Consider the following 21250-nt stretch of genomic DNA (forward strand, 5'->3'; position numbering starts at 1 on the left):
GGGGAATACTCCAGGCGTGGCGTGGCGGGTAAAGGCGAACCGCAGAGGTCAGCGCAGAACGAGAGGCACGGAACGGACGGATGGAGTGGGTACGACGGGATGAATAGCAGAGGACATCAGGGTCACCATTGTTGTTGTTAAAAAGGCCAGACGCGCATTCGAGCTGCGTCTCGGGCCGCCGGTCTTTTGCCGGGAGTGGGGGCGATCCTAATCGCGCTAGCTTTCATCAAGCTTTCGCAGGGTAAATGGGGACGAGCCGCAGATGATGACCTTGTTAGGCAGCACTGCTGTGGCGAGGGGATTTATCCCCGCTGGGGCGCGAAGCGGCCCTGAAACCTGTCATCGTGTAATACCCGGAGAATGCACTCTGCCCTTTTGGGCCTGCTGCGCAGTCCAGCGGGGATAAATCCCCTCGCCACAGTAGCAATCAAGTTCTTGCGGCAAACACCGAAAGATTCAACGGCCGCATCGCGCCCATCCAGATCGCATGGTCGGTGTGGTCCTTCAGGTCATCGCCGGTGTCCGGGTGCAGGAAGATCACCAGGCCATTGCGATTGAGCGCGAGCCACGGCAGGACTACGCCGATGTACTGCGGGTCGAACGCCAGCTGGCAACTCCAGTCCGGATGAGGGCCGACCGGACGCTGGTGGACCCGGCCCATCTTCAGCGCAAACAGCTGCGCCGCTTCCTCACACAGTGCCCGGGCCTGGTCCAGGGTGCTGGCATCGAAATAGACGTGGGCATGATAGCCCTTGATCCGTTGCATCTTTCACTCCTTGTCCTGCAAGGCCGAACCCTCCGGGTTTTCCACGGGTCAGAGGCTTACATGCGGTAAAAAAGGAAAACAGCCATGAAGAACGCCGAAACCCCGGTCATCAAAGTGGTGCTCTATGGTGCCATGAGCAGCCTCGGCAGTGCGTTGATGGCTGAGATGCTGCGGCGCCAGCATGAAGTCATTGCCATTCTCGATGATCTCACGGCGCTGGCGCCGCGTCCGGGCCTGCGGGCCAAGACGGGGGATCTCTATGATCCCGAACGGGTCAAGCAGAGCGTCGCCGGTACCGACGCGGTGGTGTGTCTGCTGAACGCTCCGGGTTTGCCGATGAACAGCGAACAGGTGGAGCGCACGCTCATTCCGGGCCCGGTGGAACAGGTGCTGGCGGTGGATGCCTTGATTGCCGGGATGCAGGCGGTCAAGGTTTCCCGGTTGTTCCTGGTGGGGGATTTCGCTGTGCTGGACGAGGAACAGGTCGAAGACGACCTGCAGCGTCATGCCGCCGAGGAGATCCTCGATGCCCTGCGACACAGCTCGCTGCAATGGACCCTCGTCAACTCACCCTATGCCGCCGCCGGGTTGAGTATCGAGCATTTCAGCCAGGTCAGCACCAGCCTGGAACCCGGCGTGGCCGAGTCCCTCGAAAGGCTCAACCGTGTGGCGGTCGGCATTGCCGATGAGCTGCGCCTGAACCTGCATGTGGGCGAACATGTGAATTTCGTGGCTGCCACCTGATCCCCAGCCCCGACGAGCGAGCGCCCTGGCCACTCAGACGGCAATCGACGGTAATGGCAAGCCGGTAAGCGACTCGCCACTGTTGGCCTGTTCTTCCATCAGCCAGTCCACGAACTGCTTGATCAGGACGCCGCGTCTTTTGCGCTGGGGCAAGACGACGTAGTACCCCAGCCGCGACAGCACCGTCTCGGTAATCGGACGACAGAGCAGGCCTTGGGCCAATAAGTTATCCACAAGGTGCCGCCAGCCAATGGCGACGCCCTGGCCGCCAATCGCCGCCTGGATCAGCAGGGTGTAGTTGTCGAAACGCAGTTGCCCGGGGGCCGGTGGCGAGGTGATGCCCAGTTCCCGGAACACGCCGCTCCAGTCGAACCAGTTGCTGCTGTTACTGCCTCGCAAATGCAGCAAGGGCAGCTCGGACAACGCCTGGGCGGACAAGGGCAGGGGACGTTCCTTGAGCAGCAGCGGGCTGCACACCGGAAATACTTCTTCGCTGAACAACCAGCGACTTTCGCCTTGTTTGAAGCGACCGTCGCCAAACAGCACAGCAACGTCGATATCGGTACGCAGCATGTTGTGGTTACGCTCGCTGGTCACCAGGCTGACATCCACCTGTGGGTTGGCCGCATGGAAACGGTGCAGGCGCGGCATCAGCCAATAGGCCGCGAAAGCGAAGTCCGTGGCCACCTGCAACACTTCGTGCTGGCGTTGAGCGGTGATGGCGTTGAGTCCCTCGTCGATGTTCTGCAGCCCCGCCTGCACTTGTTCGAACAGGATCGTGCCGGCCTCGGTCAGCTCGATCCCGCGATAGATCCGGTCGAACAGGCGCGTGCCCAGTTGTTCTTCAAGGCGCTTGATCTGCTGGCTGATGGCCGGCTGCGTGGTCCCCAGCTCGACGGCCGCCGCCGTGAAGCTGCGTTGGCGAGCCGCGGCTTCAAAGGCACGGAACAGGTCCAGGGACAGGTCACCCAAGGCGTCATACATAAGCTGTGCTTATCCTAGTTATTGTTCTGCATGGGCTTTACCGCAACAGACACGGGGCACATGCTCGATCGCAGCAATTTCCCATAACCGCTCACTATGGAATGCCGCGAACACATGAAGCGCAAGAACATTCTTTTCATCATGGCCGATCAGATGGCCGCGCCAATGTTGCCGATCTATGGCTCTTCGCCGATCAAGCTGCCAAACCTGTCACGCCTGGCCGACCAGGGCGTGGTATTCGACGCCGCGTATTGCAACAGCCCGCTGTGTGCACCGTCGCGCTTTACCCTGGTGAGCGGCCAGTTACCCAGCAAGATCGGCGCCTACGACAACGCGGCGGATTTTCCCGCTGATGTCCCGACTTATGCCCATTACCTGCGACGCCTGGGCTATCGCACGGCGCTGTCCGGCAAGATGCACTTTTGCGGACCCGACCAGTTGCACGGCTACGAAGAACGCCTGACCAGTGATATCTACCCCGCCGACTACGGCTGGGCCGTGAACTGGGACGAACCGGACGTGCGGCCGAGCTGGTACCACAACATGTCTTCGGTGTTGCAGGCCGGGCCTTGCGTACGAACCAATCAGCTGGACTTCGATGAAGAGGTGGTCTTCAAGGCCCAGCAGTATCTGTTCGACCACATCCGCGAGGACGGCGACCAGCCGTTCTGCCTGACCGTGTCGATGACCCACCCCCATGACCCGTACACGATTCCCAAGACCTTCTGGGACCTGTATGAAGACAAGGACATCCCGCTGCCCCACACGCCGGCGCAAAGCGAGCTCGACCCGCATTCCCAGCGCCTGTTGAAAGTCTATGATCTGTGGGACAAGCCCCTGCCTGTGGATAAGATTCGCGATGCCCGTCGTGCCTACTTCGGTGCGTGCAGCTACATCGACAGCAACATCGGCAAGCTGCTGCAGACCCTGGAGGATACCGGCCTGATGGACGACACCATCATCATCTTCTCCGGCGATCACGGGGACATGCTCGGTGAGAAAGGCCTCTGGTACAAAATGCACTGGTTCGAGATGGCCGCTCGTGTGCCGCTGCTGATCAGTGCGCCTGGCCAATTCGCCAGCGGCCGCGTCGGCGCGGCGGTGTCCACTGCCGATCTGCTGCCGACCCTGGTGGAACTGGCCGGCGGCACCCTGGAGCCGGGCCTGCCCCTGGATGGCCGGTCGCTGGTGCCGCACCTGCAAGGGCAGGGCGGGCACGATGAAGTGTTCGGTGAATACATGGCCGAAGGCACCATCAGTCCCTTGATGATGATCCGTCGTGGTCCGTGGAAATTCATCTACAGCGAAGACGACCCGTGCCTGCTGTTCAATGTTCGAAACGATCCCAGGGAACTGGAGGATCTCAGCCAATCGCCGGATCACCAGCAGCTATTCGCCGATTTTCTCGCCGAAGCGCGAGCCAAGTGGGACATCCCAGGCATTCATCGACAGGTGCTCGCCAGTCAGCGGCGCCGTCGTTTCGTCGCCCAGGCGCTGACCCTGGGCAAACTCAAGAGCTGGGATCACCAGCCGCTGGTGGACGCCAGCCAGCAGTACATGCGCAATCACATCGACCTCGACGATCTGGAGCGCAAGGCCCGTTATCCACAACCCTGCCAAAACCAATAACGTAAGGGGAAGCACATGCAAAAGTTATCCACAGTACTGACCGCCGGGCTGTTGGCGTTGAGCAGTGCTTCGGCGTGGGCCGAGCAGAGCTGCGAAACGGTGAAGATGGCCGACCCGGGCTGGAGCGATATTGCGGCGACCAACGCCATTACCGGTTTGCTGCTGGACGGCATGGGATACAAGCCCAGAGTGGATACCCTGGCGGTGCCGATCACCTTCGGCGGCCTCAAGGACGGTCAGGTCGACGTCTTCCTGGGTAACTGGATGCCGGCGCAGCAGGGCTTCTATGACAAGTTCGTGGCCACGGGCGATGTCACGCAGTTGGCCAAGAACCTGGACGGCACCGAGTTCACCCTGGCGGTTCCGGATTACGTGTGGGATGCAGGTGTGCATAACTTTGCCGACCTGAACAAATTTGCCGACAAGTTCGACAAAAAAATCTACGGCATCGGTTCTGGCGCCCCGGCCAACCTGTCCTTGAAGGAAATCATCAAGACCAATGATTTCGGCATGGGCGAGTGGAAACTGGTGGAGTCCAGCGAACAGGCGATGCTGGCGGAAGTGTCCCGGGCCGTGAAGAAACAGAAATTCGTGACTTTCCTCGGCTGGACGCCGCACCCCATGAACGTGCAGCTCAAGATGCATTACCTCAAGGGTGGCGAGAAATATTTCGGCGAGACAGGCAGTGTCTATACCCTGACCCGCAAGGGTTATGCACAGGCCTGCCCGAACGTTGGCAAGCTGTTGACCAACCTGAGTTTCACCCAGGAAATGGAAAACAGCATCATGGCCGACGTGGTGAACAACAAGGTCAGCAACGCCGAAGCGGCCAAGGCCTGGATCAAGGCCAACCCGGCGGTGCTGGACAAATGGCTGGACGGCGTGAAGACCCTGGATGGCAAGGATGCGCTGGCGGCGGTGAAAGCCAAGCTGTAAGGCCGGCCTGTGGCGGGGGTTTATCACCGTTGGACTGCGAAGCAGCCCTGAAGCCCCCCAGCGTGCCAGGGATGGCGCCAACCGATCGGGGAGGTTTCGCAACCCAGCGGGTTAAATCCTCTCGCCACAGATATGACCTTCACAGAGAGAGCGGCGCGCTGTCCTGTTACTCTTTCGCCAAACCCCATCCCTGAGGCCCCATGGCAATCCCCACGCGCCATTCACTCTTTCCCTTCCTGAGCTGGCTGCCCCGGCAGACCCGCCAGAGTGTCGGCCGCGACCTGATCGTCGGCCTGAGCGGTGCGATTCTCGCGTTGCCGCAATCCATCGCCTACGCCCTGATTGCCGGCTTGCCCCCGGAGTACGGTTTGTACGCGGCCATCGTGCCGGTGCTGATCGCCTGCCTGTGGGGATCGTCGTGGCACCTGATCTGCGGGCCTACGGCGGCGATCTCCATCGTCTTGTACGCCAGCGTCAGCCCTCTGGCCGTGCCGGCTTCCCAGGACTACATCACCCTGATCCTGCTGCTGACGGTACTGGCGGGCATTTTCCAATGGTTGCTGGGGCTGTTGCGTTTCGGCGCCCTGGTGAATTTCGTTTCGCACTCGGTGGTGCTGGGTTTCACCCTGGGCGCGGCGGTGGTCATCGCCCTTGGGCAATTGCCCAACCTGCTGGGCCTGGACCTGCCGAACGAAGCCACGGCGCTGAAGGGCCTGTTGATGTTGCTCAGCCATATCCAGGCTGTGGATAAACCTTCCTTGCTGCTGGGCTTGGGAACACTGGTGCTGGGTGTGGTGCTCAAGCGGCTGCTGCCGCGCTGGCCGAGCCTGTTGATAACCCTGGTCATCAGCAGTCTGGTGGTCTGGCTGTGGCCGACGATGTTCGGGCATGTGGCGCTGGTCAGTGCCTTTGTCGGGCGCCTGCCGCCCTTCACGCCGCTGCCGCTGGACCTGGAGCTGATACTGCGTCTGCTACCCGGGGCCGTTGCGGTGGGCATGCTGGGGTTGGTGACCAGTTTGTCCATTGCCCGTTCGCTGTCGGTACGCTCCGGGCAATTGCTCGATGCGAACCAGGAAGTCAGGGCCCAGGGCCTTTCCAATATCGTGGGAGGTTTCTTTTCCGGCTCGTTGTCGGCCGGTTCCTTCACTCGCTCCGGCCTCAGTTATGAAACGGGGGCCTGTTCGCCCCTGGCCGGGGTGTTCTCGGCATTGTGGGTGGCCTTGTTCGCGGTGGCCGGTGCGAAGCTGATCTCGCACATCCCTATTCCGGCCATGGCCGGCAGCATTCTGCTGATTGCCTGGGGATTGGTGGACCATCGTGGCATCCGGGCGTTGTACCGGGTAAGCCGCTCCGAATTCATGGTGATGGGCCTGACGTGCCTGGCCACCTTGCTGCTGGAGCTGCAGACCGCCATCTATGCCGGTGTGTTGGCCTCGCTGTTTTTTTACCTCAAGCGCACCTCGCAGCCCCGAGTGCAGCATTCCCGCGAAGGGGACGCCGATATCCTGCGGGTCGGTGGTTCGATCTTTTTCGGGGCCAGCCATTACCTGCAGGTACGCCTGCAACGTTTGCAGGCGCAACAGGTGGTGATCGATGCCCAGCAGATCAACTTCATCGATTATTCCGGGGTGGAAATGCTCCATCAGGAAGCCCGCCGGCTGCGCACCCAGGGACGCCGCCTGACCTTGCGCAAGGCCAGGCCCCATGTGGTGGAGGAGTTGATGAAGCTGGAGGGGCCGCAGCACTGCCCGATTCTCTTCGAAGACTGAAGGCGCGCAGAGAGCTCAAGGCCCATACGCCTGTGGAAGGGGATTTAGCGGAACGTCGCATCGCTCCGCTTTTTTTGGACTGTTTCGCACTCCAACGGGGATAAATCCCCTCGCCACAAGCCAAAAGCCTACAGGGCCAACTGGCGGCGCAGCTCCGCCAGTACCGGCGCCGTGTCCGGGCGTATCCCGCGCCACAGAAAAAACGCTTCGCCGGCCTGTTCGGCCAGCATCCCCAGGCCATCCATCGCCACCGCCGCGCCTTGCTCACGGGCCCAACGGCAGAACGAAGTCGGCTCCTTGCCATACATCATGTCGTAGCAGAAGGTCTTGCCGGGTTCGATCAGGCTTGCGGCAATCGGCGGTACGTCTCCGGACAGGCTTGCAGACGTCGCATTGATGATCAGGTCCACCGGCTCTCGCAGCCAATCGAAGCCACTGGCCGAGACGGGGCCCAGGTCAGCGAACAGCTCCGCCAGCAATTCGGCTTTTTCCACCGTGCGGTTGGCGATGATCACCGAGGCCGGCGCTTCGGCCAGCAGCGGTTCCAGGGCACCACGCACGGCCCCGCCCGCGCCCAGCAACAGGATGCGCTTGCCCTTGAGGCTGAAGCCGGCGTTGACGGTGAGGTCCCGCACCAGCCCGGCACCATCGGTGTTGTCGCCCAGCAGGCGGCCGTCGTCCAGCTTGCTCAGGGTGTTGACCGCCCCGGCCCGCTGCGCCCGCTCGGTCAGGCTGTCGGCCAGTCGGAAGGCGTCTTCCTTGAACGGTACCGTGACATTCGCCCCGCGACCTTCGCGAAAAAATTCCCGTGCGCAACCGGCAAAATCGTCCAGGGGGGCCAGAAGGGTGCTGTAGTCCAGCGTCTGTCCGGTCTGCTCGGCAAACAGGCGATGGATCAACGGCGACTTGCTGTGGCCGATCGGGTTACCCATTACAACGTAGCGGTCCATGGTCGTTCCCCGTTCAGGCTGTCGCCAGCCAATCACGATCCTGCAGGAAGTACTCGGTCAGCCGCGCCTCTTCGCTGCCCGGTTCGGCTTTCCAGTCGTAGCCCCAGCGCACCTGTGGTGGCAGGGACATCAGGATCGATTCGGTCCGGCCGCCCGATTGCAGCCCGAACAGGGTGCCGCGGTCGTAGACCAGGTTGAATTCCACGTAGCGTCCACGGCGGAACTCCTGAAATTCGCGCTGCTTGGCAGTGAAGGGATCATGTTTGCGGCGGCGCACGATGGGCAGGTAGGCATCGATGTAGGCGTCGCCGATGGCGCGGATGAACGCGAAGCAGGTGTCGAAATCCCACTCGTTGAGGTCGTCGAAGAACAGGCCGCCGATGCCCCGGGGTTCGTTCCGGTGCTTGAGGTGGAAATAGCTATCGCACCAGGCCTTGTAGCGCGGATAGACCTCCGGGCCGAACGGGGCGCAGGCTTGCTCGGCCACACGGTGCCAATGCACGCAGTCTTCTTCCACACCGTAGTAAGGCGTCAGGTCGAAGCCGCCGCCGAACCACCAGACCGGCTCTTCGCCTTCCTTTTCGGCGATGAAGAAACGCACGTTGGCGTGGGAGGTCGGTACATGGGGGTTGTGGGGGTGGATGACCAGCGACACCCCCAGTGCCTCGAAACCGCGCCCGGCCAGTTCCGGCCGGTGGGCGCTGGCCGACGGTGGGAGGCCGCTGCCAAAGACGTGGGAAAAGTTGACGCCGCCCTTTTCGATCACCGTACCGTTTTCAATCACCCGCGTACGACCGCCACCACCGGCAGGCCGGGCCCAGGCGTCTTCGACGAAACGAGTGCCGCCGTCCTCGGTCTCCAGGGCGGCACAGATACGGTCTTGCAGGTCGAGCAGATAGGCTTTCACGGCCTCGGTGCGAGTGGTCATGACATCACCTTGATCAGGGCTGGGCTACGCGGCGTACGACGGGCCGGGTGGCAAATGGGCGCACAGGATAACATCGCGTTCGGCAACGCCACAGTTGACGAAGGCCAGGCTTAGGAGTCCGATAGCAGGCTTGGTAAAAAGCCCGCGACAAGGAGAAAGTGAAGATGGCCAAACGTATCCAGTTCAGTTCCCACGGCGGTCCCGAGGTACTCGAGTACGTGGACTACCAGCCTGCCGAGCCGGGGCCGCAGCAGGTGCGCGTCAGCAATCGGGCGATCGGCCTGAATTTCATCGACACCTACTACCGCAGCGGCCTCTACCCACCACCGGCGTTGCCTTCGGGGTTGGGTTCCGAAGGGGCGGGTGTGGTGGAAGCGGTCGGCAGTGCTGTCACGCGATTCAAGGTGGGCGACCGGGTGGCCTATGGCAGCGGTCCGCTGGGCGCCTACAGCGATGTGCATGTATTGCCCGAAGCCAACCTGGTGCATCTGCCCGAATCCATCGGTTTCGAACAGGCCGCCGGCGTGATGCTCAAGGGCCTGACCGTGCAGTACCTGCTGCGCCAGACCTATGAAATCAAGGCGGGCGAAACCATCCTGTTCCATGCCGCCGCCGGGGGCGTGGGGTCCCTGGCCTGCCAATGGGCCAAGGCCCTGGGCGTGAAGTTGATCGGTACCGTCAGCTCGCCGGAAAAAGCCGCTGTCGCCAAGGCCCATGGCGCCTGGGAAACCATCGACTACAGCAAGGAAAACGTCGTACAGCGTGTGCTGGAATTGACTGACGGCAAGAAAGTCCCGGTGGTGTACGACGGGGTGGGCAAGGACACCTGGCTGACCTCCCTGGACTGCGTCGCTCCCCGTGGCCTGGTGGTGAGCTTCGGCAACGCTTCGGGTGCGGTGGACGGTGTGAACCTGGGGATCCTCTCGGCCAAAGGCTCGCTGTATGTCACCCGCCCGACCCTGGCAACCTACGCCAACAACGCCGAAAACCTGCAGCGCATGGCCGACGAACTGTTCGGGATGATCAGCAGCGGCAAGCTCACGGTGGATATCAACCAGCGGTATCCGCTGGCGGAAGCGGCCAAGGCCCAGACCGAACTGTCGGCGCGGCGGACGACGGGGTCGACCATCCTCCTGCCTTGAGCTACACGGACGAAGGTGTCCTGCAGAACCTGTGGGAGCGAGCCTGCTCGCGATGGCGGTGTGTCAGTCGACATCAATGCTGGCTGGCCTGACGCTATTGCGTGCAAGCTCGCTCCCAAAGGGGTTCTGTGCAGGATGCAGAATTTGTATCCCGCCTCAGTCCGGGCGCACGACCTTCCCTGTCGCCAGGTCGCGAATCACGCTGGGGTTCTTGCGCCCGCCCAGGTTGCCGCCGAGTACCAGGTCGATCTGCCCACGGAAGTACTGCTCGACACGAATCCGCGTGCGCGCCGCCGGGCGACCCTGAGGGTTGGCCGAGGTGGACACCAGCGGCCCGACCAGCGAGCACAGGTCTCGTACGGTGGGGTGATCGCTGACCCGCAGGGCAACCGTGTCGTGCACGCCGGTAATCCATTCCGGCAGCAGGTTCTGGTGAGGTACTAGCCACGTATTGGGCCCCGGCCAGGTGCTGGCCATGCGGTCCATCCAGGTTTCGGGGAAGTCTTCGAACAGGAAATCGAACTGGTGGATGTTATCGGCCACCAGGATCAGGCCCTTGTCGGGCAGCCGCGACTTGATCGCCAGCAGGCGCTCCACCGCCTCCTCGTTCCACGGATCGCAGCCCAGGCCCCAGACCGCTTCGGTTGGATAGGCAATCACCGCCCCGGCGCGAATTTCTCGCGCGGCTTGTTGCACACGCCAACTGTTGACCATGAAAGTTCTCCGCAACACACAATTAAGGCTGCGTGCAGTTTACCGATCTTCCCCATAAAACCCAGCAGGTAAACCTAACCGGCCCGCGCAAGCCAGCGTCCGTTGTCACACACGGCCAGCCCTTGCATCTCCAGTTCGGTCAGTGCCGCCAGCACTTTGGGCAATGCCCAGCCGCTGGCATCGGCCAGGGCCTCGCTGGTAAGCGGCGCGGCGTGGAGCAGGCGCAACAGCGGGTGCGCCGAGGCGACCGGCTCCCAGGTCGACGGGAGACGCTGCCAGCCCCGCAACGCTTCGAGGATATGCTCGACGGTTTCCACCAGCGCCGCTCCGTCGCGGATCAATTGGTGACAGCCCCGCGCGCCCGGGTGATGGATCGACCCCGGAATGGCGTAGACCTCGCGGCCCTGTTCCGCGGCGAGCCGTGCGGTGATCAGTGAACCGCTGGCGACACTGGCCTCCACCACCAGTACCCCGAGGGACAGGCCGCTGATGATCCGGTTGCGACGTGGAAAGTTGCCGGCATGGGGTGGCGCGTCCAGTGGGAATTCCGAAAGCACTGCGCTGCCTTGGGCAATCATGGCGTCGGCCAGCCGACGATTGCGCTGTGGATAAAAATTTTCCAGCCCGGTGCCCAGCACGCCGACGGTCTGCCCTCCGACGTCCAGCGCCGCTTGATGGGCCGCCGCATCGATACCCAGGGCCAGCCCGCTGGTAATGACGAAGCCGGCGCTGGCCAGGCTCCGGGAAAAGGCCGCCGCGGTATCCATGCCCGGCCGCGAGGCGCGACGACTGCCGACCATGGCCAGTTGCGGTTTTTCCAGGATCCCGGGGTCGCCGGCGGCGAAGAGCAGCGGTGGCGCATCGCTGATCTGCGCCAGCATTGCCGGGTACTCAGGCTGGTCCCACATCAATAAATGCTGGCCCGCGCGCTCCAGCCAGGCCAATGCATGGGCGGCGCCATCGCGTACATCCGGGTTGCGGCGCGCCTCGGCACAGGCCATGGGCAACCCCAGCGCACGCCACGCGCTGGCCGGCGCGCTGACGGCGCTGGAGGCCGAACCGAAGGCCTCCATCAGGGTCATGAAACGTCTGGGCCCAAGCTCCGGCAAGCGGTGCAGGCGTAGGCGAGCTTCCAGTTCCGCCGGGGAAACCGAAGCGAATTCAGGCAATGACATCGGATCATCCTTGATCGTTATTAGCCCCGAACAAACGGGAACAAGCTGTGGATAACTCTGTTGGTAACTTGTGAGACCCGTTATGGATTGCGCACCTTGTCGAGGATCGCCAGCGACCGCGAGGCATACAGCACCAGGCCATAGCTGAGCTTGTCGTAGGTGCGGAAAACCATCAGCAGGCCGGCCCTTTCGTCGGGGATCTTCACCGGTTCGCCGGTGATGCGGTCGCGTACGGTTTCCCCGGTCTTCATCACCGCCAGGACGTTGCCTTCGGCCAGGCCGTCGCGGCGACCCTTGTTCAGGGTCACCACATCCAGGGCGCCGATCTGGGTCACGCCCCGGGGCACGTCGAGGATCAGTCCGTCGATCTGCGACTTCGGTGCGCTGGGCATGAAGGTGGAGTTGATGGCCCGTTCTTCGCCGCTGAACAGACGATCGCCGAGACGAACTTCCTGGGTGGTGCGTTGCAGGGCCAGGGTGGTGACGTCGCCTTCGGTGGCGACCACTTCACCGCCGCCGATGTCGTCGGCATTGATGCCCAGGAATTCCTTGGTTTCGGGATCGGTGTAGACCTTGCCCTGACGGAAGATGCCGTACGCCGACTGGTTTGCATCGAACGTGCCGCGGGCGAAGATCCGGTCGCCCATGCCGCTGAGGACCCGTTCGGCGTCGCCGGCGACCACGTAGGGGGCCTTGTCGAAGTCCTCGGCGCTGTCGACGATGCGGTTGCTCAGCAGGAAGCTGTTGATGGCTTGCAGCGGTATGCTGGGGATGGCATCGGCCACCGGCGAGCTGCGCACGCGCGGCGACAGCTTGATGGTGCCCCGCGAGGCGCCGCGGCTGAGGGTCAATCGGGGCTGGCCGTTGACGTAGACCAGCGACAGGGTGTCGCCGGGGTAGATCAGGTTCGGGTTTTCGACCTGCGGGTTGGCCTGCCAGAGCTCGGGCCATTTCCAGGGCTCGCGCAGGTATTTGCCGGAAATGTCCCACAGCGTGTCCCCCGGCACCACTGTGTATTGCTGCGGAAAACCTTCCCTAAGTTGCACTTGCCCGTGCGCGATGCCGGCCGAGGCCAGAAGGAGCAGGGCGAGTAGTGATTTCCTCATGCGGTGAATCCCTTTATCATGTGCGTTCGCGTAAAACGCCAGAGCCCCCATGGCTCGCTCCGTGGGCTGCTGCGTTTCAGGGCAGCTCCAAGAGCGACGTTTTACAACGGTAGCCTGCATCCCAAGACACGCCAGGCCAGCCACCCGACTTTACCTCACACGTGCATTTATCAAGCTTATGGCCATTTTGAACATTCTCGAGTTTCCCGATCCGCGCCTGCGCACTATCGCCAAACCGGTGGCCGTAGTGGACGACGAAGTGCGCCAGTTGGTCGATGACATGTTTGAAACAATGTATGAAGCGCCAGGCATCGGCCTCGCCGCGACCCAGGTCAACGTACACAAGCGTATCGTGGTGATGGACCTCTCCGAAGACCGCAGCGAGCCGCGGGTGTTCATCAATCCGGAGTTCGAAACCCTCACCGACGAGATGGAGCAGTACCAGGAAGGTTGCCTCTCGGTCCCAGGCTTCTACGAAAACGTCGACCGCCCGCAGAAGGTCAGGATCAAGGCCCTGGACCGTGACGGCAAGCCGTACGAACTGATCGCCGAAGGCTTGCTGGCGGTGTGCATCCAGCACGAATGCGACCATCTCAACGGCAAGCTGTTCGTGGATTATCTGTCTACGCTCAAGCGTGACCGGATCAAGAAAAAACTGGAAAAGATCCATCGCCAGAATGCTTGATGCCCCCCTTCAAAGGCTTGCCGCGGCAAGCCTTTTTCTTTATGCGACCGCTTTGTAATCGAGAGCTTCCCATGACTGAGCCACTGCGCATCGTCTTTGCCGGCACGCCCGAGTTCGCCGCCGAACACCTCAAGGCCCTGCTGGCCAGCCCCCATGACATCGTTGCGGTCTACACCCAGCCGGATCGGCCCGCCGGTCGCGGGCAGAAACTGATGACCAGCCCGGTCAAGCAACTGGCCCTGGAAAATGGCCTGCCCGTCTTGCAGCCGCCGACCCTGCGTGACCCACAGGCCCAGGCTGAACTGGCCGCGCTGAAGCCGGACCTGATGGTGGTGGTCGCCTATGGCCTGATCCTGCCTCAGGTGGTGCTGGACATTCCGCGCCTGGGTTGCATCAACAGCCACGCTTCACTGTTGCCGCGCTGGCGCGGTGCGGCGCCGATCCAGCGCGCCGTGGAAGCGGGCGATGCCGAGAGTGGCGTGACCGTGATGCGCATGGAAGCCGGCCTGGACACCGGGCCGATGCTGCTCAAGGTGACGACCCCCATCGGCGCCGACGATACCGGCGGCAGCCTGCATGACCGTCTCGCGCTCATCGGCCCGCCGGCCGTGGTCCAGGCCATCGCCGGCCTGGCTGCCGGTACGCTGGCCGGCGAAGTGCAGGATGACAGCCTTGCCACCTACGCCCACAAGTTGAACAAGGATGAGGCCCGCATCGACTGGAGCCGTCCGGCCATCGAGCTGGAGCGATTGGTGCGCGCCTTCAATCCCTGGCCGATCTGCCACAGCACGCTGGGCGGCGAGACGCTGAAGGTGCTGGCCGCCCGCCTCGCCGAAGGTGCGGGCTCCCCCGGGCAGATCCTCGATGCCAGCAAGGACGGTCTGGTTGTCGCGTGCGGCGAGCAGGCCTTGTGTCTGACGCGTCTGCAATTGCCCGGCGGCAAGGCGCTGAATTTCAGCGATTTGTACAACAGTCGCCGTGAGAAATTTGCCGTCGGCACCGTGCTGGGCCACGTGGCGGACGCCTCATGAACCCGCGTCTGGCCGCCGCCAGGGCGCTTGCCGCGGTCCTCAGTGGCAAAGCCTCGCTCAACAGTTCCCTGCCGACCCAGCTGGACAAGGTCGAAGACCGCGACCGCGGTTTCACCCAGGACCTGGCCTTCGGCACCGCCCGCTGGCAGCCGAGGTTGTCAGCGCTGGCCGCCAGGCTCTTGCAGAAACCGTTCAAGGCTGCCGATGCCGACGTCGAAGCCCTGCTGCTGGTGGGGCTCTATCAGTTGCTCTACACCCGCGTTCCGGCCCACGCCGCCATCGGCGAGACCGTAGGCTGCGCCGACAAGTTGAAGAAGCCGTGGGCCAAGGCCCTGCTCAATGCCGTGCTGCGCCGCGCCCAGCGCGAAAGCGAAAGCCTGCTGGCCGAGCTGGAACATGACCCGGTGGTGCGCACCGCCCATCCGCGGTGGCTGCAGAAGTCCCTGAAGGCCTTCTGGCCCGAGCAATGGGAGGCCATCTGCGCCGCCAACAATGCCCATCCGCCGATGATCCTGCGGGTCAACCGCCGCCATCACACCCGCGATGCCTACCTGGCTTTGCTGGGCGAGGCGGGCATCCCGGCCAGGCCCTGCGTCTATAGCCGCGACGGCATCCTGCTGGAAACTCCGGGGGACGTACGCACGCTGCCGGGGTTCGCCGAGGGCTGGATCAGCGTCCAGGACGAAGCCGCGCAACTGGCCGCCGACCTGCTGGACCTGGCGCCAGGCCACCGGGTGCTGGACGCCTGCTGCGCCCCGGGGGGCAAGACCTGCCACATCCTCGAAGCCGAGCCTGGGTTGGCCGGTGTGGTGGCCGTGGACCTGGAAGCCAAGCGCCTGGTGCGGGTGAAGGAGAACCTAGAACGCCTGGGCCTGGCAGCCGAGCTGATCACTGCCGATGGCCGCGACACCGCTTCTTGGTGGGACGGCAAGCCGTTCCAGCGGATCTTGCTGGATGCACCGTGTTCGGCCACCGGCGTGATCCGTCGCCACCCTGACATCAAGCTCACCCGCCAGTCGGACGACATCGCCGCGTTGGCGGTTCTGCAGGGCGAATTGCTCGATGCCCTGTGGTTGACCCTCGAGGTGGGCGGCATCCTGCTCTATGCCACCTGTTCGACGTTGCCGACCGAGAACACCGAGGTGATCGACGCCTTCCTCGCCCGGACTCCGGGCGCCCGGGAGCTGGACATCGCCAGCCAGGCCGGCCTGAAGCAGCCACACGGCCGCCAGTTGCTGGCCCAGGAGGGCGGCCATGATGGGTTTTATTACGCCAAGCTGATCAAGATCGCCGCCACACGCGGTTAAGACCGATTCGATAGGAGTGACCGGATGAAAATCATCATCCTCGGTGCAGGGCAGGTGGGGGGTTCGCTGGCTGAGCATCTGGCCAGCGAGGCCAATGACATCACCGTGGTCGACACGAACGGCGAGCGCCTGCGGGACCTGGGCGATCGTCTCGATATCCGTACCGTGCAAGGACGCGGTTCCCTGCCGACAGTGCTGCGCCAGGCCGGCGCCGACGATGCCGACATGCTGGTGGCCGTGACCAACAGCGATGAAACCAACATGGTGGCCTGCCAGGTGGCCCACACCCTGTTCCACACCCCGACCAAGATCGCCCGGGTGCGGGAAGCGGCCTACCTGACCCGCGCCGACCTGTTCGACAACGAAGCGATTCCGGTGGATGTGTTGATCAGCCCCGAGCAGGTGGTGACCAACTACATCAAGCGCCTGATCGAGCACCCCGGCGCCTTGCAGGTAATCGACTTTGCCGAAGGCAAGGCGCAACTGGTGGCGGTCAAGGCCTACTACGGCGGCCCGTTGGTAGGGCAGCAGTTGCGCCAGCTGCGCCAGCACATGCCCAATGTGGAAACGCGGGTCGCGGCGATTTTCCGACGTGACCGGCCGATCCTGCCCCAGGGCGACACGGTGATCGAAGCCGACGACGAAGTGTTCTTCATCGCCGCCAAGGCCAATATCCGTGCGGTAATGAGTGAGATGCGTCGCCTCGACGAGAAAAACAAGCGCATCGTGATCGCCGGTGGCGGGCAAATCGGCGAGCGTCTGGCCGAAGCCATCGAAAGCCGTTACCAGGTGAAGATCATCGAGATGAACCCGGCGCGCTGCCGTTATCTCTCGGACACCCTCGACAGCACCGTGGTATTGCAAGGCAGCGCCTCGGACCGTGACCTGCTGCTGGAAGAAAACATCGCCGACGCCGACATCTTCCTGGCCCTGACCAACGACGACGAAGCCAACATCATGTCGTCGCTGCTGGCCAAGCGCCTGGGGGCGCGGAAGGTGATGACCATCATCAACAACCCGGCCTATGTCGACCTGATCCAGGGCGGCGAGATCGACATCGCCATCAGCCCGCAGCTGGCAACCATCGGCACCCTGCTGGCCCACGTGCGGCGTGGCGACATTGTCAGTGTGCACTCCCTGCGTCGTGGCGCGGCCGAGGCCATCGAGGCGATCGCCCACGGCGACGCCAAGTCCAGCAAGGTCATCGGCAAGGCCATCCGCGACATCGGCCTGCCACCGGGCACCACCATCGGCGCGATCATCCGCGATGAAGAAGTGCTGATCGCCCATGACGACACCATGATCCAGGCCGGCGACCATGTGATCCTGTTCCTGGTGGACAAGAAGCACATTCGCGACGTCGAGAAGCTGTTCCACGTGGGGTTGAGTTTCTTCTGATCCGGGATGCGCAGTGACGCAAAGGGCCTCATCGCGAGCAGGCTCGCTCCCACAGAGGATCTTCATTGCTCACAAATGTTGTGAACAACGCCGACCCCTGTGGGAGCGAGACTGCTTGCGATAGCTATCTAGCAGCCAACGGATCAACCCTGACACAACCGATAAGGACGCCGCCATGCTCGACTCCCTGGAAAAAATGCTCGCCAAGGGCGTGGATAACGCACTGCTGCGCTTCGGCCTGGGCAAGGGGTACCTGGACCTCGGCGAATTCACCCGCGCCGCCGAACACCTGCAGCGCTGCGTCGAATTCGATCCCAAATATTCAGCCGCATGGAAACTGCTGGGCAAGGCTCATCAAGGGCAAGGCGACCTGGCGGCAGCACGTCGTGCCTGGGAACAAGGCCTTGAGGCCGCCCGCGCCCATGGCGACAAACAGGCGGAAAAAGAGATGGCGGTGTTCCTCAGGAAACTGGATCGCCATCCCTGAGCTCCCACCTCAGCCCCCTTGATTGTTGCAATCGGCTGCCTGCTTGAGGTATGTCAGGGCTCGCTGTTCGCCCATGGAGTCGAGGTAGGTGATGTGCGCATTCACCAACCCGCAGGTCTGGCCAGCGTCTTCGGTCAGCGAAACCACTTTCGCAATGTCCAGGTGGGTGCCGTAGGAGTAGGTTTCGCTTGCTGCGTTGGCTTGGGCCATGGCGGGTAATGCGCCGGCGCTCAGGGCGGTCATCAGGCAAGCAGTGGCAATGGTTTTCAGGTTCATGGTCGTTTTCCTTCAATGAGTTCGATGGCGTCATCGAGGCGATTCATGTTGTCTCGATGGAGCTCATTAAAGGCCTGGGAGGTATCTCGGCTGTGTCGAGAAATACCTCGGTTGGATGGGTTACGTATCTGAGGTGGGTTGCGATACAGAGCGATACAATCGCCACTGTTTTTGCTTGGCCTCGGTCTGGACAGGCTGAACTGCGGTGCCCTGCCATCCGGCAGCAAAGCATCGCCATACTGCGCAACTGATGCGCGCATTTCGGAGAGCAGGGCATGGAACATGTCGATCACGTATTGATCGTGGATGATGATCGGGAAATCAGGGAGCTGGTCGGCAACTACCTGAAGAAAAACGGTCTGCGCACCACCGTGGTTGCCGATGGGCGCCAGATGCGGGCCTTTCTCGAAACCAACCAGGTGGATCTGATCGTGCTCGACATCATGATGCCGGGGGATGACGGGCTGCTGCTGTGTCGCGAACTGCGCGCCGGAAAACACAAGGCGACCCCCGTGCTGATGCTGACGGCTCGCACCGACGAGACCGACCGCATCATTGGCCTGGAGATGGGGGCCGACGACTACCTGGCCAAACCCTTCGCTGCCCGGGAGCTGCTGGCGCGGATCAATGCCGTGCTTCGGCGTACCCGCATGCTGCCGCCCAACTTCGTCGTCACCGAAAGCGGCCGCCTGCTCAAGTTCGGCCGGTGGCGCCTGGACACCACCGCCCGCCATCTGCTCGATGAAGACGACACGCTCGTCTCCCTGAGCGGCGCCGAGTACAGGCTGCTGCGGGTATTTCTCGATCATCCCCAGCGGGTACTGAGTCGCGACCAACTGCTCAACCTGACCCAGGGCCGTGACGCGGACATCTTCGATCGCTCCATTGACCTGCTGGTCAGCCGCGTGCGGCAGCGTTTGATGGATGACGCGCGCGAACCCCTCTACCTCAAGACTGTGCGCAACGAAGGCTACGTCTTTACCTTTGCGGTGGAAGTGCTTGGGGAACAGGCATGAAGCTCGCCTTGCAATGGCCCCGCACGCTGGCCTCGCGGCTGTGGCTGGTGTTCCTTGTCGGTCTGATCCTCGCCCAATCCCTGACGTTCGCAGCCCAGTACTACGAACGCTACCAGAGCACCAAGACGGCGATGCTGGGCAACTTCGAACACGACACAGCGACGTCCATCGCCATTCTCGACCGTCTGCCGGCCGCCGAGCGCCTGGAGTGGACCAAACGCCTGCAGCGTCGCAACTATGACTATCTGCTGCGCGAGCACGACCCTGGCATTCCACTTGCTTCGAACGATCTCGCTGCGACTGCGGCGCAGTCACTGCAGGCCTCCCTGGGCCGCAACTATGACCTGACCTTCGTCGAGATCCCCGGCCCTCGCCAGCATTTCCAGGCCCAGGTGCGACTGGCTGACGGCAGTCCGGTCACCATCGATGTGCGCCCTTCGGTCAGGCCGTTGTCGCCCTGGTTGCCCTTTGTCCTGTTCGGTCAGTTGGTGTTGATGATCGGCTGCACCTGGCTTGCCGTGCGGATCGCGATCCGCCCCCTCAGCCGCCTCGCCGAGGCGGTCGAGAACCTCGACCCGAACGCACACCCGGTGCAGTTGGATGAAAACGGCCCCCGGGAAGTGGCGTATGCCGCCCGGGCCTTCAACAGCATGCAGGCGCGTATCGCCGCGTACCTGAAAGAACGCATGCAATTGCTCGCGGCCATTTCCCATGACCTGCAGACGCCCATTACGCGCATGAAGCTGCGCGCCGAGTTCATGGATGACTCGGTCGAGAAAGACAAACTGGGCAACGACCTGGACGAAATCGAGCACCTGGTGCGTGAAGGTGTCGCTTATGCGCGCAGCGTCCATGGCGCGACTGAAACCAGTTGCCGTATCAGCCTGGACTCCTTTCTCGACAGCCTGGTGTGCGACTACCAGGACACCGGTCGAGAGGTCAGCCTGATCGGCAAGAACGGCGCGGTCATCGAGACAAGACCCCATGCCCTGCGTCGTATCCTGGTGAACCTGGTGGATAACGCGCTGAAGTACGCCGGCACCGCCGAAGTGGAAATCTGCGGCAACGCCAGCACAGGCGTTTCCATCAAGGTGCTTGACCGAGGGCCGGGGATTCCCGAGGAGATCCTGGCCGAGGTGGTCAAGCCGTTCTACCGGGTGGAAAGCTCACGCAACCGCAGCACTGGCGGCACCGGCCTGGGCCTTGCCATCGCTCAGCAGTTGGCCAACGCGATTGGCGGCTCGCTGAGCCTGCGCAACCGCGACGGCGGTGGTCTTTGCGTGACCCTCGACTTCAGCGTCGATCGGTAGGCCGTGCTGGCTGCACCTTGTGTGCAGCCTCTACCGGCCGGATCCAGGGGCCATTTGTAAGCCACTGTATCCAGCCCATTCACATACTCATAAGAACGTATAACCGCCGGTTGTCGAACATAGCCGGTATACATGCCGCTGCAAGAATTCTCCCCATCGACTCGCCACCGGATCCCCGAATGGCGAGCCCTCACGACAGGAGAACTTGCGATGAATACCCAATCCTACCGCCCCCAGGGCTGGCAACTGTTCGGCCTGATCGCCGCCCTGGTGGTGGCGATGAGCATCGCGACCGTGGCGGTGCAACCTGACCTGGTGGAGGGACTGCGCAGCGCCATCCGCGCCACCGCCCGTTCTTCCTTCGTACTGTTCCTGATCGCGTTCACCGCATCGGCCTTCGCCGTACTGGTGCCTTCACCACTTTCCAAGGCACTGGTTCGTGAGAGGCGCTTCATCGGCCTCGCCTTTGCCTTCTCCCACCTGATACATGCCGTACTGATCTACGGGTATGGGCAGCTCAACACCGAGTTCTGGCCGGCCCGCACCGTTGCCAACAACATCCCGGGCGGCACCGCCTACGCCTTCATCCTGCTGATGGCACTGACGTCATTCAAAGGGCCAGCCCGACTGCTGGGACCCAAGGCATGGAAGACATTGCACGTCACCGGCATGTGGATCATCGCCGCTGTGTTTGCCTTCTCCAACTTCAAACGCATCCCGATGAGCGACTGGTACGTGCTGCCCTTCGGCATCACCTGCGCCGCCGTGGCGATCCGCCTGGTGGGCAAGCTGGCCATGGCCAACAAACGCAGCCAAGCCAGGCAGGCGTCGATGCGCCGAGGGGCGGTCGCCTCCTGATAGACCTGCGATCCACAGCAAACGAAGCCGCCTTCTCAG

Annotated in this window: 21 protein-coding genes; 13 read left to right on the forward strand and 8 right to left on the reverse strand. The window is 62.8% G+C overall.

Annotated elements, in window-relative coordinates; translation table 11 throughout:
• Nucleotides 1–427: 427 nt before the first annotated feature.
• A complete protein-coding gene (locus AC1M7R_RS11535; RefSeq protein ID WP_072398234.1) occupies nucleotides 428–766 on the reverse strand; it encodes a DOPA 4,5-dioxygenase family protein in 339 nt (112 codons plus the stop codon).
• 84 nt (nucleotides 767–850) lie between these two features.
• Between AC1M7R_RS11535 and AC1M7R_RS11540 the strand changes: the two genes are divergently transcribed.
• A complete protein-coding gene (locus tag AC1M7R_RS11540) occupies nucleotides 851–1510 on the forward strand; it encodes an NAD(P)-dependent oxidoreductase (RefSeq protein ID WP_072398232.1) in 660 nt (219 codons plus the stop codon).
• Nucleotides 1511–1543: 33 nt separating this feature from the next.
• Here AC1M7R_RS11540 and AC1M7R_RS11545 read toward each other — a convergent pair whose 3' ends face one another.
• Nucleotides 1544–2494, reverse strand: a complete 951-nt coding sequence (locus AC1M7R_RS11545) for a choline sulfate utilization transcriptional regulator (RefSeq protein WP_072431298.1) — start codon at nucleotides 2492–2494, stop codon at nucleotides 1544–1546.
• 114 nt (nucleotides 2495–2608) lie between these two features.
• On the opposite strand from AC1M7R_RS11545, the gene betC reads away from it, so the two are divergent.
• The 3 genes from betC (at nucleotide 2609) to AC1M7R_RS11560 (ending at nucleotide 6828) form a co-directional block, all read left to right on the forward strand.
• Complete coding sequence (gene betC / locus AC1M7R_RS11550) at nucleotides 2609–4123, forward strand: choline-sulfatase (protein WP_072398229.1); 1515 nt, start codon at nucleotides 2609–2611, stop codon at nucleotides 4121–4123.
• 15 nt (nucleotides 4124–4138) lie between these two features.
• Nucleotides 4139–5059 carry a choline ABC transporter substrate-binding protein gene (choX, locus tag AC1M7R_RS11555; protein WP_072398204.1) on the forward strand — a complete coding sequence of 307 codons (921 nt, stop codon included), beginning with the start codon at nucleotides 4139–4141 and terminating at the stop codon, nucleotides 5057–5059.
• 200 nt (nucleotides 5060–5259) lie between these two features.
• A complete protein-coding gene (locus AC1M7R_RS11560; RefSeq protein WP_490610413.1) occupies nucleotides 5260–6828 on the forward strand; it encodes a SulP family inorganic anion transporter in 1569 nt (522 codons plus the stop codon).
• Nucleotides 6829–6956: 128 nt separating this feature from the next.
• Here AC1M7R_RS11560 and aroE read toward each other — a convergent pair whose 3' ends face one another.
• Nucleotides 6957–7778, reverse strand: coding sequence for a shikimate dehydrogenase (gene aroE, locus AC1M7R_RS11565; protein ID WP_076405844.1), 822 nt, complete (start codon nucleotides 7776–7778; stop codon nucleotides 6957–6959).
• A 13-nt stretch (nucleotides 7779–7791) separates the two neighbouring features.
• Entirely contained in the window at nucleotides 7792–8706 is a 915-nt protein-coding gene (gene hemF, locus AC1M7R_RS11570) for an oxygen-dependent coproporphyrinogen oxidase (protein ID WP_072398198.1), read from the reverse strand.
• A gap of 164 nt (nucleotides 8707–8870) precedes the next feature.
• Between hemF and AC1M7R_RS11575 the strand changes: the two genes are divergently transcribed.
• Nucleotides 8871–9848 (forward strand): NADPH:quinone reductase, encoded by a 978-nt coding sequence (locus AC1M7R_RS11575; RefSeq protein ID WP_072398196.1) that lies wholly within the window; start codon nucleotides 8871–8873, stop codon nucleotides 9846–9848.
• 156 nt (nucleotides 9849–10004) lie between these two features.
• Here the strand turns inward: AC1M7R_RS11575 and tsaC are convergent, their stop codons facing one another.
• The 3 genes from tsaC to AC1M7R_RS11590 all read right to left on the reverse strand — a co-directional run bounded on the left by tsaC (nucleotide 10005) and on the right by AC1M7R_RS11590 (nucleotide 12843).
• Complete coding sequence (tsaC, locus tag AC1M7R_RS11580; protein ID WP_014335849.1) at nucleotides 10005–10562, reverse strand: L-threonylcarbamoyladenylate synthase type 1 TsaC; 558 nt, start codon at nucleotides 10560–10562, stop codon at nucleotides 10005–10007.
• A 74-nt stretch (nucleotides 10563–10636) separates the two neighbouring features.
• A complete protein-coding gene (dprA, locus tag AC1M7R_RS11585) occupies nucleotides 10637–11737 on the reverse strand; it encodes a DNA-processing protein DprA (RefSeq protein ID WP_165888019.1) in 1101 nt (366 codons plus the stop codon).
• 80 nt (nucleotides 11738–11817) lie between these two features.
• Complete coding sequence (locus AC1M7R_RS11590; RefSeq protein ID WP_072398192.1) at nucleotides 11818–12843, reverse strand: LysM peptidoglycan-binding domain-containing protein; 1026 nt, start codon at nucleotides 12841–12843, stop codon at nucleotides 11818–11820.
• Between the two features lie 178 nt (nucleotides 12844–13021).
• On the opposite strand from AC1M7R_RS11590, the gene def reads away from it, so the two are divergent.
• From def to AC1M7R_RS11615, 5 genes are all read left to right on the forward strand, one after another.
• On the forward strand, nucleotides 13022–13528 hold the full coding sequence (def, locus tag AC1M7R_RS11595; protein ID WP_072398190.1) for a peptide deformylase: 507 nt from the start codon (nucleotides 13022–13024) through the stop codon (nucleotides 13526–13528).
• Between the two features lie 71 nt (nucleotides 13529–13599).
• Nucleotides 13600–14559 carry a methionyl-tRNA formyltransferase gene (gene fmt, locus AC1M7R_RS11600; protein WP_165888018.1) on the forward strand — a complete coding sequence of 320 codons (960 nt, stop codon included), beginning with the start codon at nucleotides 13600–13602 and terminating at the stop codon, nucleotides 14557–14559.
• Nucleotides 14556–15866 (forward strand): 16S rRNA (cytosine(967)-C(5))-methyltransferase RsmB, encoded by a 1311-nt coding sequence (gene rsmB / locus AC1M7R_RS11605; RefSeq protein ID WP_072459515.1) that lies wholly within the window; start codon nucleotides 14556–14558, stop codon nucleotides 15864–15866. The genes fmt and rsmB overlap by 4 nt, the downstream gene beginning before the upstream one ends.
• Before the next feature lie 24 nt (nucleotides 15867–15890).
• On the forward strand, nucleotides 15891–17264 hold the full coding sequence (trkA, locus tag AC1M7R_RS11610; RefSeq protein ID WP_072398176.1) for a Trk system potassium transporter TrkA: 1374 nt from the start codon (nucleotides 15891–15893) through the stop codon (nucleotides 17262–17264).
• Between the two features lie 175 nt (nucleotides 17265–17439).
• Nucleotides 17440–17751, forward strand: a complete 312-nt coding sequence (locus tag AC1M7R_RS11615) for a tetratricopeptide repeat protein (protein WP_072398157.1) — start codon at nucleotides 17440–17442, stop codon at nucleotides 17749–17751.
• 9 nt (nucleotides 17752–17760) lie between these two features.
• Here AC1M7R_RS11615 and AC1M7R_RS11620 read toward each other — a convergent pair whose 3' ends face one another.
• Complete coding sequence (locus AC1M7R_RS11620; RefSeq protein WP_072398155.1) at nucleotides 17761–18027, reverse strand: DUF2790 domain-containing protein; 267 nt, start codon at nucleotides 18025–18027, stop codon at nucleotides 17761–17763.
• Between the two features lie 275 nt (nucleotides 18028–18302).
• On the opposite strand from AC1M7R_RS11620, the gene AC1M7R_RS11625 reads away from it, so the two are divergent.
• The 3 genes from AC1M7R_RS11625 to AC1M7R_RS11635 all read left to right on the forward strand — a co-directional run bounded on the left by AC1M7R_RS11625 (nucleotide 18303) and on the right by AC1M7R_RS11635 (nucleotide 21211).
• Nucleotides 18303–19043, forward strand: coding sequence for a response regulator (locus AC1M7R_RS11625; RefSeq protein ID WP_072398154.1), 741 nt, complete (start codon nucleotides 18303–18305; stop codon nucleotides 19041–19043).
• Nucleotides 19040–20353, forward strand: a complete 1314-nt coding sequence (locus tag AC1M7R_RS11630; RefSeq protein ID WP_103894773.1) for an ATP-binding protein — start codon at nucleotides 19040–19042, stop codon at nucleotides 20351–20353. The genes AC1M7R_RS11625 and AC1M7R_RS11630 overlap by 4 nt, the downstream gene beginning before the upstream one ends.
• A 210-nt stretch (nucleotides 20354–20563) precedes the next feature.
• A complete protein-coding gene (locus AC1M7R_RS11635; RefSeq protein ID WP_072398151.1) occupies nucleotides 20564–21211 on the forward strand; it encodes a ferric reductase-like transmembrane domain-containing protein in 648 nt (215 codons plus the stop codon).
• Nucleotides 21212–21250: the final 39 nt, after the last annotated feature.

The organism is Pseudomonas sp. MS01C9, from assembly GCF_058202755.1.

Excerpts from the sequence above, each read along its gene's own strand:
- betC (WP_072398229.1), top strand. The coding sequence starts at position 2,609 with ATGAAGCGCAAGAACATTCTTTTCATCATGGCCGATCAGATGGCCGCG.
- AC1M7R_RS11630 (WP_103894773.1), top strand. The coding sequence starts at position 19,040 with ATGAAGCTCGCCTTGCAATGGCCCCGCACGCTGGCCTCGCGGCTGTGG.
- AC1M7R_RS11590 (WP_072398192.1), bottom strand. The coding sequence starts at position 12,843 with ATGAGGAAATCACTACTCGCCCTGCTCCTTCTGGCCTCGGCCGGCATC.
- rsmB (WP_072459515.1), top strand. The coding sequence starts at position 14,556 with ATGAACCCGCGTCTGGCCGCCGCCAGGGCGCTTGCCGCGGTCCTCAGT.
- hemF (WP_072398198.1), bottom strand. The coding sequence starts at position 8,706 with ATGACCACTCGCACCGAGGCCGTGAAAGCCTATCTGCTCGACCTGCAA.
- trkA (WP_072398176.1), top strand. The coding sequence starts at position 15,891 with ATGAAAATCATCATCCTCGGTGCAGGGCAGGTGGGGGGTTCGCTGGCT.
- AC1M7R_RS11635 (WP_072398151.1), top strand. The coding sequence starts at position 20,564 with ATGAATACCCAATCCTACCGCCCCCAGGGCTGGCAACTGTTCGGCCTG.
- AC1M7R_RS11625 (WP_072398154.1), top strand. The coding sequence starts at position 18,303 with ATGGAACATGTCGATCACGTATTGATCGTGGATGATGATCGGGAAATC.
- AC1M7R_RS11535 (WP_072398234.1), bottom strand. The coding sequence starts at position 766 with ATGCAACGGATCAAGGGCTATCATGCCCACGTCTATTTCGATGCCAGC.
- tsaC (WP_014335849.1), bottom strand. The coding sequence starts at position 10,562 with ATGGTCAACAGTTGGCGTGTGCAACAAGCCGCGCGAGAAATTCGCGCC.
- AC1M7R_RS11560 (WP_490610413.1), top strand. The coding sequence starts at position 5,260 with ATGGCAATCCCCACGCGCCATTCACTCTTTCCCTTCCTGAGCTGGCTG.
- AC1M7R_RS11615 (WP_072398157.1), top strand. The coding sequence starts at position 17,440 with ATGCTCGACTCCCTGGAAAAAATGCTCGCCAAGGGCGTGGATAACGCA.
- dprA (WP_165888019.1), bottom strand. The coding sequence starts at position 11,737 with ATGTCATTGCCTGAATTCGCTTCGGTTTCCCCGGCGGAACTGGAAGCT.
- def (WP_072398190.1), top strand. The coding sequence starts at position 13,022 with ATGGCCATTTTGAACATTCTCGAGTTTCCCGATCCGCGCCTGCGCACT.
- AC1M7R_RS11540 (WP_072398232.1), top strand. The coding sequence starts at position 851 with ATGAAGAACGCCGAAACCCCGGTCATCAAAGTGGTGCTCTATGGTGCC.
- choX (WP_072398204.1), top strand. The coding sequence starts at position 4,139 with ATGCAAAAGTTATCCACAGTACTGACCGCCGGGCTGTTGGCGTTGAGC.
- AC1M7R_RS11620 (WP_072398155.1), bottom strand. The coding sequence starts at position 18,027 with ATGAACCTGAAAACCATTGCCACTGCTTGCCTGATGACCGCCCTGAGC.
- fmt (WP_165888018.1), top strand. The coding sequence starts at position 13,600 with ATGACTGAGCCACTGCGCATCGTCTTTGCCGGCACGCCCGAGTTCGCC.
- AC1M7R_RS11575 (WP_072398196.1), top strand. The coding sequence starts at position 8,871 with ATGGCCAAACGTATCCAGTTCAGTTCCCACGGCGGTCCCGAGGTACTC.
- aroE (WP_076405844.1), bottom strand. The coding sequence starts at position 7,778 with ATGGACCGCTACGTTGTAATGGGTAACCCGATCGGCCACAGCAAGTCG.
- AC1M7R_RS11545 (WP_072431298.1), bottom strand. The coding sequence starts at position 2,494 with ATGTATGACGCCTTGGGTGACCTGTCCCTGGACCTGTTCCGTGCCTTT.